14 protein-coding genes and 2 pseudogenes are annotated in these 16,570 nt (G+C 76.8%); 2 read left to right on the forward strand and 14 right to left on the reverse strand.

All coding sequences use genetic code 11. The features are described from left to right. Window positions 1-137 precede the first annotated feature (137 nt). The gene (locus J116_RS25775) at window positions 138-1,754 is read left to right on the forward strand and encodes an FUSC family protein (RefSeq protein WP_023589967.1); all 1,617 of its coding nucleotides are present in this window, start codon (window positions 138-140) and stop codon (window positions 1,752-1,754) included. Between the two features lie 348 nt (window positions 1,755-2,102). Next, window positions 2,103-3,116, forward strand: coding sequence for a lactonase family protein (locus J116_RS25780; protein ID WP_028964525.1), 1,014 nt, complete (start codon window positions 2,103-2,105; stop codon window positions 3,114-3,116). Window positions 3,117-3,264: 148 nt separating this feature from the next. On the opposite strand, the gene J116_RS25785 is transcribed toward J116_RS25780, so the two are convergent. The 14 genes and pseudogenes from J116_RS25785 to J116_RS25845 form a co-directional block, all read right to left on the reverse strand. Further along, the gene (locus J116_RS25785; RefSeq protein WP_079147811.1) at window positions 3,265-4,182 is read right to left on the reverse strand and encodes a sirohydrochlorin chelatase; all 918 of its coding nucleotides are present in this window, start codon (window positions 4,180-4,182) and stop codon (window positions 3,265-3,267) included. Window positions 4,183-4,269: 87 nt separating this feature from the next. Next, window positions 4,270-5,307 carry an N-acetylglucosamine kinase gene (locus tag J116_RS25790; RefSeq protein ID WP_023589970.1) on the reverse strand — a complete coding sequence of 346 codons (1,038 nt, stop codon included), beginning with the start codon at window positions 5,305-5,307 and terminating at the stop codon, window positions 4,270-4,272. Next, window positions 5,304-5,981, reverse strand: a complete 678-nt coding sequence (locus J116_RS25795) for a uracil-DNA glycosylase (RefSeq protein WP_028964527.1) — start codon at window positions 5,979-5,981, stop codon at window positions 5,304-5,306. Before J116_RS25795 ends, J116_RS25790 begins: the two co-directional genes overlap by 4 nt. A gap of 44 nt (window positions 5,982-6,025) precedes the next feature. Next, window positions 6,026-7,111: a WD40/YVTN/BNR-like repeat-containing protein gene (locus J116_RS25800; protein ID WP_023589972.1), complete on the reverse strand. Its 1,086-nt coding sequence runs from the start codon at window positions 7,109-7,111 to the stop codon at window positions 6,026-6,028. 179 nt (window positions 7,112-7,290) lie between these two features. Continuing rightward, window positions 7,291-8,652, reverse strand: a complete 1,362-nt coding sequence (locus J116_RS25805) for an FAD-dependent oxidoreductase (RefSeq protein WP_023589973.1) — start codon at window positions 8,650-8,652, stop codon at window positions 7,291-7,293. A gap of 68 nt (window positions 8,653-8,720) precedes the next feature. Then, window positions 8,721-9,308, reverse strand: a pseudogene (locus tag J116_RS25810) (TetR/AcrR family transcriptional regulator); the annotation flags it as partial. 345 nt (window positions 9,309-9,653) lie between these two features. Next, window positions 9,654-10,565 (reverse strand): NAD-dependent epimerase/dehydratase family protein, encoded by a 912-nt coding sequence (locus J116_RS25815; RefSeq protein ID WP_023589975.1) that lies wholly within the window; start codon window positions 10,563-10,565, stop codon window positions 9,654-9,656. Beyond that, window positions 10,562-11,647 carry a cytochrome P450 gene (locus tag J116_RS25820; RefSeq protein WP_028964529.1) on the reverse strand — a complete coding sequence of 362 codons (1,086 nt, stop codon included), beginning with the start codon at window positions 11,645-11,647 and terminating at the stop codon, window positions 10,562-10,564. Before J116_RS25820 ends, J116_RS25815 begins: the two co-directional genes overlap by 4 nt. 149 nt (window positions 11,648-11,796) lie before the next feature. Beyond that, a complete protein-coding gene (locus J116_RS25825; RefSeq protein ID WP_023589977.1) occupies window positions 11,797-12,384 on the reverse strand; it encodes a hypothetical protein in 588 nt (195 codons plus the stop codon). After that, complete coding sequence (locus J116_RS25830) at window positions 12,381-13,874, reverse strand: class I adenylate-forming enzyme family protein (protein ID WP_051203617.1); 1,494 nt, start codon at window positions 13,872-13,874, stop codon at window positions 12,381-12,383. The genes J116_RS25825 and J116_RS25830 overlap by 4 nt, the downstream gene beginning before the upstream one ends. Further along, window positions 13,874-14,431 carry a glycosyltransferase family protein gene (locus J116_RS25835; protein ID WP_235617386.1) on the reverse strand — a complete coding sequence of 186 codons (558 nt, stop codon included), beginning with the start codon at window positions 14,429-14,431 and terminating at the stop codon, window positions 13,874-13,876. The genes J116_RS25830 and J116_RS25835 overlap by 1 nt, the downstream gene beginning before the upstream one ends. A gap of 56 nt (window positions 14,432-14,487) precedes the next feature. After that, window positions 14,488-14,613: pseudogene (locus tag J116_RS31100) on the reverse strand (glycosyltransferase); the annotation flags it as partial. Next, window positions 14,610-15,638, reverse strand: a complete 1,029-nt coding sequence (locus tag J116_RS25840) for a 3-oxoacyl-ACP synthase III family protein (protein WP_023589979.1) — start codon at window positions 15,636-15,638, stop codon at window positions 14,610-14,612. The pseudogene J116_RS31100 and the gene J116_RS25840, both read right to left, overlap by 4 nt. A gap of 158 nt (window positions 15,639-15,796) precedes the next feature. Next, entirely contained in the window at window positions 15,797-16,438 is a 642-nt protein-coding gene (locus J116_RS25845) for a phosphatase PAP2 family protein (protein ID WP_023589980.1), read from the reverse strand. Between the last annotated feature and the right edge of the window lie 132 nt (window positions 16,439-16,570).

Below are 16,570 nucleotides of genomic sequence, written 5' to 3' on the forward strand. Positions count from 1 at the left end.
CGGCGCCGCGCAGCGCCGGACGGCAACGACGCCGTCCCGGACCGCGGCGCCTTCGTCGTGCCTCCGAACGCCCACCACCCCCGGGCGGCCCGCGGCCGACGACAGCAAGACAGAGACAGGGGGGCGGTACCACCGTCATGAAGAGGTTCTTCGTGGCCCCGGACCCGGGGTACCTCAGGCTGAGGAACGCGACCCGCGCCGTGCTCGGCATCGGGCTCGCCGTCGCACTCGCCGAACTGGCCGGTCTGTCGCTGACCGCGTCCATCACCGGCGGTCTGGCCGCGCTGCTGGCCCTCTTCACCGTCATGGACGGAACCGTCCGCGCCCAGCGGATCACCACCGCGCTGCTGCCCGCCGCCGGTCTCCCCGTCCTCGCCCTCGCGACGTTCCTGCGCGACCTGCCGCTCGGCCGGGACGCCGCTTTCCTCGTCGTCGTCTTCTGCGGCGTCTACGCCCGGCGGTGGGGCCCGCGCGGCCACGCCCTGGGCATCTTCGCGTTCATGCAGTTCTTCGTGGTGCAGTTCCTCCACGCCGCCCCGGCGCAGCTGCCCGAGCTGTACGCCGCCGTCGGCATCGCCGTGGCCGCCGCGGCCGCCGTGCGGTTCGCCCTCTGGCCCATCGAACGCCGCACCCCGCCCGCCGCCGCTCCCGCCCCGCTGCCCGGACGCGGACTCGCCAGGCCGACCACCCGCCAGGCCGTCCAGACCACCCTCGCCTGCGCCTTCGCCCTCGCCGTGGGGCAGGTCCTCTCCGAGGAGCGCTGGTACTGGGCGGTGGGCACCACCTGGTGGATCTTCGTCAACACCGCCTCGCGCGGCGAGACCCTCGTACGGGGCTTCCGCCGCGTCGTGGGCACCGTCGTCGGCATCCTCGTCGGCCTGGTCGTCGCGCTGCCACTGCACGGCGCGCCCGGCCCGACGGCCGCGCTCGTCGCCGTGTGCGTCTTCGGCATCTTCTACGCCGCGCCCGTCTCGTACAGCTGGATGATGCTCGCCGTGACGGTGATGGCCGGGCTGCTGTACGGGCTGCTCGGCGTCCTCACCCCGGGCCTGCTCGTCCTGCGGGCGGCCGAGACGGGGGTGGGCGCGCTGTTCGCCGCGCTCGCCGTGACCTTCGTCCTGCCGGTCACCACGCACGCCACGAACGACGCCTGGATCCAGCGCGCCCTGCTCGCGGTGCGCCGCTGCACCGCCGAGGCCGCCGAACGCCTCGCCGGTTCCCCCACCGCCGACCCGGCCCCGCACGCCGCCGAGCTGGAGATGCTGCTGGGCCGCGTACGGATGGCCCTGGCGCCGCTCGTCCACCCGCTGAGCCCGTTCCGCGACCGCAAGGCCCGCGCCCGCCAGGTCCTCGCCCTGCTGGACGACTGCGCGCGCGAGGTGCGGGGGCTCGCGTCGGTGGCCGCCGACCCGGACGCCAGCCACGACGCCCGGCTCGCCGCTGCCTGCTGGCGGGTGGAGGCGGCCGTGGAAGCCCTGCTCAAGGGACGCGAGCGTGCCCGGGACGGCGCGGACCGGCAGGCCCGCCCCGCGCCTTCCGTCGATGCCGCACCGACTGCTTCGGCATCCGCTGCTTCGGCTTCCCATGATGCCGCTTCCGGCGCCCCGGTTCCTTCGGCCGCTTCCGCGGCTTCGGAGCCCGAGGCGTCGGCGGCCGTACCGGCGCTGGCGCACCTGCACGGACTGGAACGGCTGCTCGCCGAACTCGACGGCCCGCTGCGCACGAGGCCCCGCTCGCTGCTCGTGCGCTCCTGAACCCGGCCCGGTCGGCCCGCCGCCCCTGCTGCCCGCGTGCCTGTCCGCCCTGGTCTAGACCGCAGCTGCTAGCGTCGGTCCCGCAACGCCAGAGACGGCCACTGGGGAGGGGCAGCGGTGGAGCGGCACGGGGACGAGGACACAAGGCACCGGCCCGCTAACCGGTCGGGCACCGGCGCGCCCCACGACGGCGCGGCGGATGCCGGCACGGTGGCCGGTGGCGCGGCGGATGACCGTACGGCGCCCGGCGGCGCGGCACACGCCCGTACCGAGCCGGGTGGGGCCGCTGGCGCCCTTACGGCGGCCGGTGAACGCGGCGACGGGGCGGTCGAGGCGCGGCGGGCGTTCATCGGGTCCTTCACCTCCGCCGGGGGGCGCGGCGTCAGCGCCGCCACCATCGACGCGGAGACCGGCGCGCTCGCGCTCACCGGTGCCACGGACGCCGTCGCCGATCCGTCGTTCCTGGCGCTGCGGCCCGACGCGGCCGTGCTGTACGCGGTGTCCGAGACCGGCGAGGGCGCCGTCGCCGCGTTCGACGTCACCGGCCCGGAGCCCCGCCTCATCGGCGCCCCCGAGCCCGTACACGGCTCAGCGCCCACCCACCTCGCGTACACCACCGGCCACGTCGTCGCCGCGCACTACGGCTCCGGGTCCGTGAGCGCCCAGCCGGTCGGCGCGGACGGCGCACCGGGCCCGGTCACCGCGCTCGTACGGCACCAGGGCGGTGGGCCCGACCCGGACCGCCAGGGCGCCCCGCACGCCCACCAGGTGCTCCCCGCGCCGGACGGCCGCCGCCTCCTCACCGTGGACCTCGGCACCGACTCCGTACGCGTGTGCGCCCTCGACGCGGCCACCGGGACGCTCACCGTCGAGGGCGAGACGGCCCTGCGCCCCGGCAGCGGGCCGCGCCACCTCGCGTTCCACCCGGACGGCCACCATGTGTACGTCCTGGCGGAGCTGACGCCGACGCTCACCGTGTGCCGCTGGGACGGCCGTACGGGCGCCCTCGAACCCGTGGCGGAGACGCCGGTACGGCCCGCCGACGCGGCCGGGCCCGGCTACCCGTCCGCGCTCGCCGTGAGCCCCCGCGGGCGGTTCGTGTGGGCCGCCGTGCGGGGCGACGACACGATCGCCGTGCTCCGGCTCGACGGGAGCGGCGAGCGGCCGCGCCTGGTCGCCGCGGTGCCCTCCGGGGGCCACTGGCCGCGCGACCTCGTCGCGGACCCGGAGGGGCGGCGGCTGTACGTGGCGAACGAGCGGTCCGGTGACGTGACCTGGTTCGACGTGGACCCCGCGACCGGCATCCCGTCCCGCGCGGGCGCCGTCGCCGCCCCGGCCGCCTCCTGCGTGGTCCTCGCCTGAACGCCCCGCCCGCCGGGCCCCGGCGCGGGAGGCCGGGAGCCGAGCGGCCAGGGGCGCGAGGACGCCCCGGAAACGCCGGAGGGCCCGCACCAAGGCGCTCTCGCGCGGTGCGGGCCCTCCCGTGAGGGACCCTGCCGGGGCCGGCCGGTCAGCGGACCGGGACGCCCTGCTGCTGCGGGGAGATGCCCAGCAGCGTCATGTAGCCGGACAGCACCAGCTTGCCGACGGCCGGGTACGCGCCCAGCGGCTCGGCGACCGGGCAGTCCGCCGCCTTGGCCGCGTCGTCCAGCAGGCCATCGGCCAGCTCCGGGCCCACCAGGTACGGGGCGACCGCGAGCTGCGCCGAACCGGCGTCGCGCAGCTGCTCGGCCACCGACGCCACGGAGCCCTCCTGGTCCAGGGCGGCCGCCATCACCGGAACGGCAAGCCGCGCCGCCAGCAGCATGCCCGTGATCCCGGCCGCCTGGACGGCCTCCGCGCCGCCCGTCGTGGCCAGCACGATGCCGTCCGCCGCCGTCGTGACCGTGAACAGCCGCGCCCGGTCGGCGCGGGCCAGGCCCGCCTCGGAGAGGCGCACGTGCAGCGCCTCGGCCAGCAGCGGGTGCGGGCCCAGCACGTCGGTCAGCTCGGCGGGCGCGCCGCTGTCGGCGACGGCCTGCCGTATCCGGGCCATCAGCTCGGCGTTCGGGCCGACCAGCAGCGGCACCACGACGGCGGCCGGGCCCTCCGGCTCGGCGACCTCGCGACCGGCCGCGATGGCCAGCTCGTACCGCTCCACACGCAGCGCCGCGGCCCGCTGCAGGACACCCGTCAGCGACACGTACTCGGTGTCGTCCCCGTCCAGGAAACCGATCGCGGCCTCCAGGCCCGGCAGCTCGGAGCGCGCGATGCTCACGAGCTCTTCCGCGAGGCTGCGCACAGCGGCGGAAGGCTCACCGGGGACGGCGAGGACGAGTGCGGGCGCGCCCTCGGGCGCCGCCAGGGGTTCGGGGCGACGGTGCCGCCCGGACTGGCGGGGGCGTGGCATTCGTACAGGCAGGCCAGCGGGCCCAGTGGGGGAGCTCATGGCGCCGCATGCTACTGGTTTTGTCCGCCCCGCTGTTCGGGGAGGGGCCATTCCCGCCCCCATTGGGCAGATTGTCGGAAGAGTCGGTCAGTCGTCGTATGTGTCCAGCAGACCCGGCTCGGGCGGCAGCGTCGGCGAGTCCGCGGCGAGCGCGGCGGCGACGGTCAGCGCGCCGGACAGCGGATCACCGGCCGCCGACACCGGCCTGGCTTCGGGGAGTTGACGCTCCAGCTCGTCCCGCAGCGGTACGAGGAGGGGGTCGCCGATCCGGAACAGCCCGCCGGTCAGGGCGACATCGCCCGCGCCTCCGGCCGGGTGGACGGCGGCCGCCGCCTCGGCGATGTGGCGTGCCGCACACGCGAGGACGTCGGCCGCGACCGGATCGTCCGCCGCGCAGCGCGCCACCTCGGGGGCGAACGACGCGAGGACAGCGGCCCGGTCCGGACGCGGGTACAGCCGCCCGGGCAGCCCGGTGACCGGCCCGAACAGCGCCTCGGCCCGAGCCAGGAGAGCGGCGGAGCCGCCGCGCCGCCCGTCGTGGGCCCGCAGCGCGGCCTCCAGACCGGCGCGGCCGATCCAGGCGCCGCTGCCGCAGTCGCCCAGCAGATGCCCCCAGCCGTCGGCGCGGCGCCAGCGCACCAGGTCGGTGCCGAGCGCGACGAGCCCGGTCCCCGCCGCGACCACCGTGCCCGGGGCGCCGCCCAGGGCGCCCGCATGGGCGGTCACGGCGTCGGAGGCCAGCGCGAGCCGCCGTACGCCCAGCGCGTCGCGCAGCGCGCCCGGCAGGACCGCGCGCAGGCGGTCGCCGAGCCCGGCCATGCCCGCCGCGCCGACGGCGGCCGCGACGGGCCGCCGCTCGCCCGCCCCGGCGTCGTCCAGCAGCTCCCGGGCCACCGGCACCAGGCGTTCCACGAGCCACTCGGCGTCGATCCCGCCGGGCCCGGTGGGCACGGGCGTGCCGAACGCCCGCGATCCCACGACCCGCACCCCGGGTCCCGCCACGGCGGCGCTCCTGCCCGCCGGCGGGCCGTCCCCGTGCGGGGCGCCGTCCACCGCCGCCAGGGCGACGCGGAAGCCCGAGCCGCCCGAGTCGACGCCCAGGACCAGCGCGCCGCCCGGTCTCACGGGAGGCGCCAGTCGACCGGCTCCGCCCCCTGACGCAGCAGCAGGTCGTTGGTGCGGCTGAACGGACGGGAGCCGAAGAAGCCGCGGTCCGCCGACATGGGGGAGGGGTGCGCCGACTCGATGGCGGGGAGGTCGCCCAGGAGCGGCCGCAGGTTGCGCGCGTCGCGCCCCCACAGCACCGACACGAGCGGCTTGCCGCGTGCCGCCAGTGCCCTGATGGCCTGTTCGGTGACCTCCTCCCAGCCCTTGCCGCGGTGCGCGCCCGGCTTTCGGGGCGCCGTCGTCAGGGCCCTGTTGAGCAGCAGCACCCCCTGCCGGGTCCAGGGCGTCAGGTCGCCGCTGGACGGCCGGGGCAGGCCCAGGTCCGAGTGGAGTTCGCGGAAGATGTTCTCCAGGCTGCCCGGCAGCGGACGCACGTCCGGCGCGACCGAGAAGCTCAGTCCCACCGCGTGCCCCGGCGTCGGATAAGGGTCCTGGCCGACGATCAGGACTTTCACCTCGTCGAACGGCTGCTGGAACGCCCGCAGGACGTTCGCCCCCGCGGGGAGGTACGTGCGTCCCGCGGCGATCTCGGCGCGGAGGAAGTCCCCCATCGCCGCGACGCGTTCGGCCACCGGTTCGAGGGCGTCGGCCCAGCCGGGCTCGATGATTTCTTTCAAGGGTCGTGCTGCCACGGCCGTCACTCTACTGGCGCAACCGACCGCACCGGCCCCTTCTGTCACCCGACGACCGCCGCCCGTACGCACAGCACATCGGGGAGGTGCGCGGCGAGTTGGGTCCAGCTGTCGCCGTCGTCCGCGCTCGCGAACACCTCGCCGTTGCGGTTGCCGAAGTACAGGCCCGCCGGGTCGGCCCCGTCCGTGCACATCGCGTCGCGCAGCACCGTCCCGTAGTGGTCCTCCTCCGGCAGGCCCCGCGACAGCGCCTCCCAGCTGCCGCCCGCGTCACTCGTCCGGTAGACCCGGCAGCGGCGCCCGGCCGGCACGCGGTCCGAGTCGGCGTTGATCGGGAAGACATACGCCGTGTCCGCGTGCTTGGGGTGCGCGACGGTCGCGAAGCCGAAGTCGGACGGGAGCCCCGCCCCGATGTCGGTCCACGTGCCGCCCGAGTCGTCGCTGCGGTACACGCCCCAGTGGTTCTGGAGGTACAGCCGGTCCGGATCCCCGGCGTCCTGGGCGATCTTGTGCACGCACTGGCCGAACTTCGGATTCGGGTCGGGCAGGAACACCGCCGACACCCCCTCGTTCGACGGCGACCAGGACGCGCCCCCGTCGAGCGTGCGGAACACCCCGGCCGCCGACACGGCGACCGTCACGGCGTCGGGGTCGCGCGGGTCCGTCACCACCGTGTGCACCGCCTCACCGCCGCCGCCCGGCTGCCAGCGCGACCGCGTGGGGTGCTCCCAGAGCGGTCTGACCAGCTCGAACGTCTCACCCTCGTCCTCCGACCTGAACAGCGCGGCCGGCTCCGTGCCCGCGTACACGACGCCGGGCGCCGCCGGGCCCGCCGGGTGCAGCTGCCACACGCGCTCCAGCGACGCGCCCGTGTCCTTCGGGAACCGCACGGGCGCCTTCGACGGCTCCGTCCAGGTCGCCCCCAGGTCGTCGGAGTGGAACACGGACGGCCCCCAGTGCGCGCTGTCGGCGCCCACCAGCAGCCGGGGCGTGGACCGGCGCAGGTCGATCCCGACCGCGTACACGGCCTGCGCGGGGAAGTGGGGTCCGTCGAACTCCCAGCGGCCGTCCCGCCGACGGGCGGTGAACAGGCCCTTGCGGGTGCCAACGGTCAGCAGTACGTCGGTCATGGCCGACACCTCCAGGACGCCTTTGTCACGGATACGGGCCAGTCTGCATCCGCCCACTGACAACGGCCGCCGGAACGCCGTTCCCGCAGGTCAGCGCCGCGCGCCCCGCGACCCACGAGGCCCGGCCCCCGCCCGGCCCCCGCCCGCGCGCCCCGCCCGGCCCCCGCCCGCGTGCCCGCTCAGCCCTCGCCCGCGGCCGACAGCAGCCCCGGCCAGTCGGGGATCTTCACCGGCCCGCGCCCCAGGATCCGGCCCAGCGCGGCCTCGGCCTCCTCGATGGCCAGCCAGCCCGGCCACCGGACCGGCCGCAGCCCCCACGCGCGCAGCTCCGCGACCGGGTCGTCCGGCACGGTACGGCGGGCCAGCAGCGGCGCGTCCTGGAGCAGGGAGCCGGCGGTCTCCTTGGCGCACGGCCGGTTGCTGCCGATCACGCCGCTGGGCCCGCGCTTGATCCACCCCGCCACGTACTCGCCCCGCGAGGGCGCCCCGTCCCGCAGCACCCGCCCCGCCGCGTGCGGGACCGTCCCGCGTGCCGGGTCGAACGGCAGGCCCTCCGGCGGCGCGCCCCGGTAGCCGACCGCCCGCAGCACCAGAGCCGCGTCGATCTCCTCGTACGTCCCCGTGCCCCGTACCCCGCCCGCCCCGTCGGGCTCCGTGCGCTCGAACCGCACCGCGGCCACCCGCCCGCCCTCGCCGAGGATCTCCACGGGCCGCAGGAAGAACCGCAACCGGATCGAGCGCGGCACAGCGTACGCGCCCCCCACGGCCGCCGCCCCGGCGAGCTCCCACTCGCGGATCACCTCGACGTTGCGCCGGTTCACCGCGGGCAGCCCCGACGGGTCCGCGTACGCCGGGTCCAGGGCCAGGTCCGCGGCCTCCACGCCGACCCGGGCGGACGGCGGCGCGCCCAGCTCCCGCAGCTCCTTGGTGGTGAACCGGGCCTGCGAAGGGCCGCGCCGGCCCACCATGTGGACCTCCCGCACCCCGCTCGCGGCCAGCGCCCCCAGGGCGGACTGCGGCACGTCGGTGCCCCGCAGCTCCGCCGCGGTCCGCACGAGGACACGCGTCACGTCCACGGCCACGTTGCCGACGCCGACGACCACCGCCGACCGGCCCTCCAGCGCGAAGCCGAACGCGGAGGCGTCCGGGTGGGCGCTGTACCAGGCGACGAAGTCCGTGGCCGAGAAGCTGCCCGCCAGGTCCTCGCCCGGCACGCCCAGGCGCCGGTCCCGGGCGGCACCCACGCAGTACACGACGGCGTGGTACAGCTCCAGCAGCCGCCCCGGCGCGACACCGTCCGCGCCGACAGGGACGTTGCCGACGAAGCCGATCCGCTCGTGCTCCAGGACAGCGCGGAGGTTGTTCTGAAGGGACTTGATCTTCTCGTGGTCGGGGGCGACCCCGTAGCGCACGAGCCCGTAAGGGCAGGGCAGGCGGTCCAGTACGTCCACCCGAACATCCGGCACCAGCGTCTGTTCGACCAGCGACTGGGCGGTGTAGACCCCGCTGGGGCCGGAACCGACCACGGCGACACGAAGCACGGCACGCGCTCCTTCCCCGGAGGAACCTTCAGCATCCCACCGCGGAGCGCCGCGCGGGAGGCCCCCTACGGCGGAGAGCCCAGCTCCCAGTCCAGCCCGTACCGCTGGAACAGCTCCTCCCTGAGCCTCGCGGGCGACATCGGGGCGCCCGGCAGCAGTACGGCGAAGACGGCGCCCATCAGCAGCGCCCGCAGGAGCGGGTAGTCGGCGTCCAGGTCCCGTGAGCCGTACCGCTCCAGCGTGTCCCGCAGCAGCGCGGCCAGGCGCTGCTGCTCCGGGCAGCGGACGAACCCCTCGGCCTGGAGGATGCCCGCCATGTGGGTGCGCATCAGCAACGGCTGGTCCACGGCGAGGCCGAGGACCGCGTCGATCGCCCGTGCCAGCCGCTCCCGTCCGTCGTCCGTGCGCGGCTCGCGCTCCAGCGCGGAGGCCAGCGTCATGTGCATCAGGCGGTGCACGGCGGACTGGAGCAGCTGGCGTTTGCCGGGGAAGTAGTACGAGACGAGGCCGCGCGCCGAACCGGCGCGGTCCGCGATGTCCCCGAGCGTCGTCGCCTCGTACCCGCGCTCGGCCACCAGTTCGACCGTCGCCTGGAGGAGCCGCTCGCGGGAACGCCGACGAAGCTCCGCATTGACCGATGGGCTTCGCGGGGACATGCTTGACTCCTGCGTTGACTGGCTCCCAGCCAATATACTCAGAGCGTCCTGACCGACAGGCATCGCCTCGCTGGTCAGGAGATGTGTCACGCGGACCGGGCGACGCGGGGGATCGCCCGGTCCGTGCTGGCACCACACCGCCCGGCCCTGGCCGGCCTGTGCGGTGGCGCGGCAGGTCAGGCCCCGATGAGCTGAGCCCGGAATGCCGAGCTCGCCGGTCCGGCAGCGGGCCGGAGCCGACCGGAAACCCCCGTCACCCGCAGCGGGCCGACATACGGCACGGGGCCCAGAACGGCATATGCCGCCCAAGCATCCCGTCGTCCCTCCGTGCCCAATCCCGGTCGCTCAGCCGTCGAAGCCGACCGGCGCGTACTCCCCGAGCGTGCGTCGAGGCGTCCAGCCCCGCGACTCGGCCCTGGACACGTCCAGGACCACGGAGTGCGCCAGCTGGTCCACGGCGTAGCGGGTCAGCGGCGGCTCCGCGTGCGGGCGCAGCCGCGCGAGCGTCTGGGCGGCGCCCGCCGCGGCGCGGGCCACCGGCAGCGGGAGGTGGCCGATGCGCGCCCGTACGCCGTGGGCGCGCAGGACCGTCCGGATCGCCTCGTCGCGGTCGTACGGCACGGGGTCGGCGATGTTGTACGCGCCCGGCGGCCAGTCGGCGGCCAGCAGGCAGGCGTCGGTGAGGTTCTCGACGGCGGTCAGGCTGAGGCGGACGCTCGGCCCCGGCAGCAGGAGCAGCCCGCGGCGGACGCGGGACAGCAGCCGGGGCACCAGGTGCGGGTCCCCGGCGCCGTAGACCGCGCGCGGCCGCAGCACCACGGCCCCGGCGGCGAGTGCCAGCGCCTCACCGGCGGCCTTGGTGCGGCCGTACGCGTTCAGGTGCCCGCGCACTGGGTGGTCCTCGGTGACGCGGGAGCGCCCGGCGCCGGGCGCGTACACGCTGGCGCTGCTCACCCACACCACCGGGCGGTCCGCGGCCGCTTGGAGCAGTCGCGCCGTGCCGTCGACGTTGACGGCGCGCATGGCCGCCTCGGCCGGGGAGTCGGGCAGCGGGTCGCCGACGGCGGCCGCGCAGTGCACGACGAGGTCGGCGCCGGACAGGTCCGGCACCTCGCGCGCGGCGTCCCACGCGATGTGCCGCCCGACCGGGCCGGGGCGCCGCCCCACGCACAGGACGTCCGCGCCGCGGGCTGCGGCCGTGGCGGCCACGTGGGAGCCGCAGAAGCCGCTCGCCCCTGTGACGGCGATCGTGGTCATCGGTTCTCCGGGGTTCGATGGTCGCCGGTGGCGCGGACGGTGAGGGAGCGCCAGCCCGGCAGGGCCGCGCCCCGGTCCACACGGGCGCGCACGACGGCCGGGCGATGGGGGGCGAGAGCGGCGAGGGTGTCGTCGAGCTGGGCGCGGGCCAGGCGTGCGCCGGGGCAGGCGTGGCCGCCTGCGCCGAAGACCAGCTGGGCCACGGCGGGCGGAGCCGGGTCGCGGGCGTCGGGCGGCTGGTCGTGGGCGCGCGCGGCGTGGCGGGCCACCAGGATCAGGCGGTCCCCCTTCCGTACCGGGCAGCCGTCCAGGTCGGCGTCGGCCGCCGCCACACGCGGCAGCAGCGGCGACGGGGCGGTCACCCGCAGCAGCTCGTCCACCAGCGCCGGGCGCAGCAGGTCGTCGGCCGCCTCGTCCCAGAGGCCCGCGTCGGCGCACCAGGCGGCGGCGCGCGGGAGGGCGGCGACGGTGGTGTTGACGGCGGCCACCGCGAGCATGGCCCGCAGGGCCGACTCCGGTTCCTCGCCGGGCCGGTGCGGGGCGAGCAGCGCCTCCAGCCGCGCCGTCGCCGCGGCGGCCGCCCGTGCGGTGCCCGGCAGCCGGCGGCCCGGCAGGTGGTCGCGTACGGCGGCTGCCGCCGCCTCGGCGGCCGCGCGGGCGACGGCCTCCGGGTCGCCGGTGGCGCCCAGCAGCGCGCGGACGGCCGCCCCGGCCAGTTCGCGGGCCAGCGGCACGAGATCGACGTCGTGGCCGTCGGCGAGCGGGGCGAGGCGGCGGTCCAGAACGTCCCGCCACACCGGGCGCAGCCGCTCCACCCCGGCCGCGCCGAGGCCCTCGGCCACGGCGCGCCGGGTGGCGCGGTGCCCGGTGCCCTCCTGGTCGAACAACGTGCCCCCGTTGGACAGTTCCCGCACGGCGCCGCCGGTGGTGCCGACGGCGGTGCGGTCCAGCGGGACACGGATGAGGGCCTGCCGGTACGGCTCGGTGCCGTGCACCAGCACCGTGCCACCGACGCGGGTGACGGCGCGGCGGCGGGTGGCGGCGAGCAGCGCGAACAGCAGCGGGTGGGAGCGGGTGTACACACGCCGGTCACGACGCCGGGCGGCACGGACAGCGGAGGCCGGTCGGCCGGTCAGCGGGCGTACGTCGGCTTCGGTTCGGCCGGTCAGCGGACGTACGTCCGCCTCGGGCCGTGCGGCCGACGGACACGAACCTGTTTCGGGTCGGCCGGTCAACGGACATGCACCTCCTCGGAGCCGGCGGGGCGGTAGCGGCGGTCCCAGCACCACAGGAGGGTGCGGCGGGCGCCCCAGGCCCGCAGTCGGCGCAGGCTCGCGTGCACCACCATGCGCCCGGCGCGGGAGGTCCGGTGGCTGTGCTCGCGCCCCCGGTCGAGGAGCGCGACGTCCTTGGGCGGCCCCTCCAGCGGGGCGCGGGACGTGCCCCCGCAGCGCAGGTGCAGCGCGGCCGTGAGGGCGAGGTCGTGGCCGTGGCACAGCACGTACGGCGCCTGGAAGCGCGGGTGCCGGTGTGCGGCGCGGCAGCGCCCGTACAGGGCGGTCGCCCCGACGACCGCGGGGAGCAGATACCGCTCCGGGAGCGACGGCGACTCGTCGCGGCGTGGCAGGCTGCGGCGGCAGGCCGTCTCCGTGCCGCGCGCGAACTCCCGGCGTGCCGCGGCGATCCAGTCCACGACGGCCGGCGCGAAGTCCGTGTCGGCCTGGGCGGCGAGCGCCGCCAGGGTGGCGCCGAGGCCCGCCTCCTCGTTGTACGCGGGTGCCACGGCCCACAGCGGCGGCGTCCCGTCCGGCGCGGTCATCGCGGGTCCGCCTCCGCGAGGCGCCGTTCCGCGAGGCGCCGTTCCGCGAGACGCGCGGTCGCGGCACGGTCGGGCTTCAGGGACCGGCCCGACAGCGGGATGTCCGCCAGCAGCACCGCGTCCGGCCGGGCGGCGCCCATGCGCCGCAGCGGCCCGGCCAGCGCCGCCCGCAGCGCGGCACGGTCCGCCCGGGGACCCGGCTGGACGACGGCGACCAGGCGTTCGTCGCCGTCACCGGCCGGTACGCCCACGAGCAGGGCCAGTTCGACGCCCGGCACGTGCAGCGCGGGCTCGTACAGACCGGGGTAGATGTTCTCGGCGCGGCGCAGGATCATGTCCTTGCGGCGGCCCTCCAGCACGATCCTGCCGCCGTCGAGGCGTGCCCGGTCACCGGTGGCGACCCACGGGTCCGGGTCGTCGCCCAGGTAGCGGTGGCGTGCGGCGGGGCCGGACAGCAGCAGCTCACCCGACGCGTCGGTCCTGGCCGCCACGCCCGGCAGCGGCGCCCCGACCAGATCCCCGTCTCCGGTGAACGCGGCCTTGTCGGCCTGCTCGACCGCCGCGGCCGGGAACAGCTCGGTCAGCGCGTACACGCCCCACGCCTCGTCCGCGCCCGCCCGCTTCACGCGGGTCAGCAGCTCGGCGCTCGCCGGGGCCGACCCGGTCCACACCCGCCCGGTGAACCGGCCGCCCTCCGCCAGCAGCCTTCTGAGCTGCGGCGGCGTCAGATAGGTGGCGTGCGGGGCGAGATGGCGCAGCTGACGGCGCAGCACCGGCACGGAGCGGGCGGGCAGCGCGACCGGCGCCCCGCTCGCGAGGGACGGTACGAGGACGAAGAAGGTCCCGCCGAGGACGGGCCGCCCGGCCTCCGGCCGCACCAGCTCCGCCACCGTCGCCATGCCGGCGGCCAGCGAGGAACGGGTGTGCACCACGGCGCGGGGCCGCGAGGTGGTGCCCGAGGTGAACACGATGACCGCGTCGCCGTCCCCGTTCACGGGGCGCGGCAGGGCCGTGGCCCGTGAACGGGTGTCCAGGCCCGGGGCGCAGCCGGGCAGCCGGCGCCCGACCGTGGCGACCGGGCCCAGATCGGCGAGGTCGGGCAGGGCCAGGCGGGCCCGGCGGGCGAGCGGCCGCGCCCACCCGGCGACCGCCTGCGCGGTGGCGTCGGCCAGTACGAGACCGGGGCGGGCCAGGGCGAGCCGGGCGCGCAGCACGTCAGGCCCTGCACCGGGATCGAGCACTGCCGCCCGCGCGCCCAGCCGGTGCACGGCGAGCATCACCGCGAGGGCGCGGGGCCCGGGCCGTACGGCGACACCGACCGTGCCGCCGGGCGCGACGCCCCGCGCGTGGAGGGCAGCGGCGTAGCGGTCGGCGAGGTCGGCCAGCTCCCCGCAGGTGGCCTTGGCGCGTACGGCCCCGGTGCGGGTGGCACCGAGGACGGCGGGCCGCTCGGGATGGCGCCGCAGCGTGTGGGCGAGGGCGTCGAGCATCAGCGCGGGTCCTCCCCGTGACGGCCCGGCCCCTTGTCGAGGTACCAGCGGGCGGTGCCGACCAGGCCGTAGGCGCTCAGTCGGCGGGTGGAGTTCTCCACGACCATGTCGCGGGCGTGGACGATGGCGGTGGTGTGGCGGCGCACCCGGTTCAGGAACAGCCGGTCGGTGGGGGAGGGGCGGCGCGGCATCCCGCCTACGGCCTCGTACAGGGCGGCGGTGACGGCCATGTTGTTCCCGGCGTGCATCCGGTAGGGGGCGAGGTAGCCGTGGCGGCGGTGGTGGGCGGGGCGTATCCGCCCGAAGAACGCGGCGATCCGGACCAGCGCGCGGAACGCGGCCCGGCCGAGCGGCCCGTGCTCGTCGCGGCGCGCGTCGATGCGCCCGCACACCAGGCCCGCGCCGCGCAGCAGGGCGGCGCGGGCGGCGGCCGTCCAGCCGGGGTACGGCAGGCAGTCGGCGTCGGTGCGGGCCAGCAGCGTCGCGCCGCGCTCGATCGCGTACCGGAAACCGGTGTCCACCGCGCAGCCCACGCCCTTCTCCGGCTCGTCCAGCACGTGCACGGGAAGGGGGCCCGGTCGGCGAAGTCACGCGCGATGGCGGCGGTGGCGTCGGCGGAGGCGTTGTCCACGACGACGAGGGTGAAGTCGTGGTCGCGCTGGGCGGCGAGCGCGTCCAGCGTGGCGCCGATGCGGGCGGCCTCCTGGTGCGCGGGCACCACCACCCACAGGGCGCTCACGCCTTCTCCCAGACCATCGTCATGATGCTCACGCCGCCGCCCAGGCCCACGAACAGGACCCGGTCGCCGGGCCGCAGGTCCTCGTGGACCCGGTCGAGCTGCACGCCGATCGTGGCGCTTGCCATGTTCCCGAGCGTGGGCACGGTGACGACGAGCCGGTCGCGGGGCACCCCGGTGAGCTCCACGAACCGCTCCAGGTACGGCACGGTGACCTGGTGCACCAAGATGTGCCGGAAGTCGCCCCACGCCAGGCCCGTGCGCTGCCGCATCCGGTCGAGCACCGACGTGCCGACCTTCTCGAACACCTCCCGCAGCTCGCGTCCGTCGCCGTGGAAGTACGTGTGCTCGTCCCCACGCGGATGGCGCGAACCGCCGCCGAAGATGCCCCCCACCGACCAGTGCTCGGAGTGGGTCTCGGTGTCCACGTCGAGGATGCCGCCCCGGTCCACCGCCTCCAGCACGACCGCGGCCCCGGCGTCGCCGAAGGTGTAGCCCGCGAACCCGTCCCGCAGCTGCTCGGGGCCGGACGGGTCGTGCCGCACCGCGCGGCTCGGGGTCTCCCCGGTGACGACCAGGGCGCGGCGGGCGCGTCCGGCGAGGATCATCGTGCGGGCCGTGTCGATGCCGTTAACGAAGCTGTTGCAGGCGTTGGTCACGTCCAGCGCGTGCGCCCGTGAGCCCAGCTCCGCCTGGACGATGTGCGCGGTCGCCGGTTCCACCACGTCCCGTGTGGCGGAGGCGAACACCAGCAGGTCCACGTCGTAGGGGGCGAGCCGGGCCCGGTCCAGCGCGGTGCGAGCGGCCCGCACGGCGAGCGTGGAGGCGTACTCGTCCTCCGCTGCCGCCCGGCGCGAGACGATGCCGGTGGCCCGTTCCAGCGTACGCGCGGGCAGGGACAGCCCGGAGGCGGCGGTGATCCGCTCCTGCAACTGCCGGGACGTCACTTCGCGCGCGGGCAGGCAGGAGGCCACCGCGGTGATGCCCGCCCGGCGCGCCGGGCCGTGGGCGGCGTGGTCTGTGTGCATGGGCTGGACGCTACGAGCGCCTCGGGAAGGCCCGCCTGAGCGCTGGTACTCAATTCGAATGGGTGATCGCCCGGCGGACGGCAGGGGACGCGTCAGCGCGCGGTGTCGCCCGGCGTACCGTCCTCGGCGGGTTCCCGGCCCTCCAGGACCGCCGTCCTTCAGCGCCCCGCGCGTGCCGTCAGGGGCGCCGTCCGTTCCGGTCGTGCCGTCCTCCGTTCGTACGCCACGACCGCCGCCGCCACCAGGCACGCGCCCAGCAGCCAGCCGCCCAGTACGTCCGACGGCCAGTGCACCCCCAGGTAGACCCGCGTCAGGCCCACCCCGACGGTCGACACCACGCCCACCGCCAGCACCGGCCGCGCCAGCGCGCGCCGGGCCGTGCGCGCGACCGCCCACCACAGCAGCCCGCACACGACGGCCGCCGTCATGGCGTGCCCGGACGGGAACGCCGCGAACTGCGCCGAGTCCACCGGGTCCGACCACCGGGGCCGGTCCCGCCCCACCAGCGCCTTAGCCGCGTGCTGCGCCCCGGCCGCCACCAGGCCCACCACCACCAGCAGCCCCGCGGGCCCCGTCTGCCCGGTGCGCCAGAGCGCCAGCGCCGCCAGAGCCAGCAGGACGCGCAGGGTCACGGGGTCCCACACCCAGTCGGAGAGCACCCGTACGCCCTCCGTCAGGGCGGGTCGGCGCACCGCCGTCGGATGCAGCTCCTCCACGACCGCCCGGTCGAACGCGAGCAACGGCGCCCACGAGACGGCGACGAGCACCAGCAGGGCCAGCGCGGCGACACCACAGCCCATGGCCACGGCACGCAGGAGGGGGATACGGGCGCGAGATGGGGGGTTTGTGGGGGGATGCATGTGAAGATCCTGCCCGAAGAACGCCCGACCAGACCGCCCACGACACCGTCGGCCCGGGCTCGGGCCCGGTAC

Source organism: Streptomyces thermolilacinus SPC6 (genome assembly GCF_000478605.2).
GTDB classification, from domain to species: Bacteria; Actinomycetota; Actinomycetes; order Streptomycetales; family Streptomycetaceae; genus Streptomyces; species Streptomyces thermolilacinus.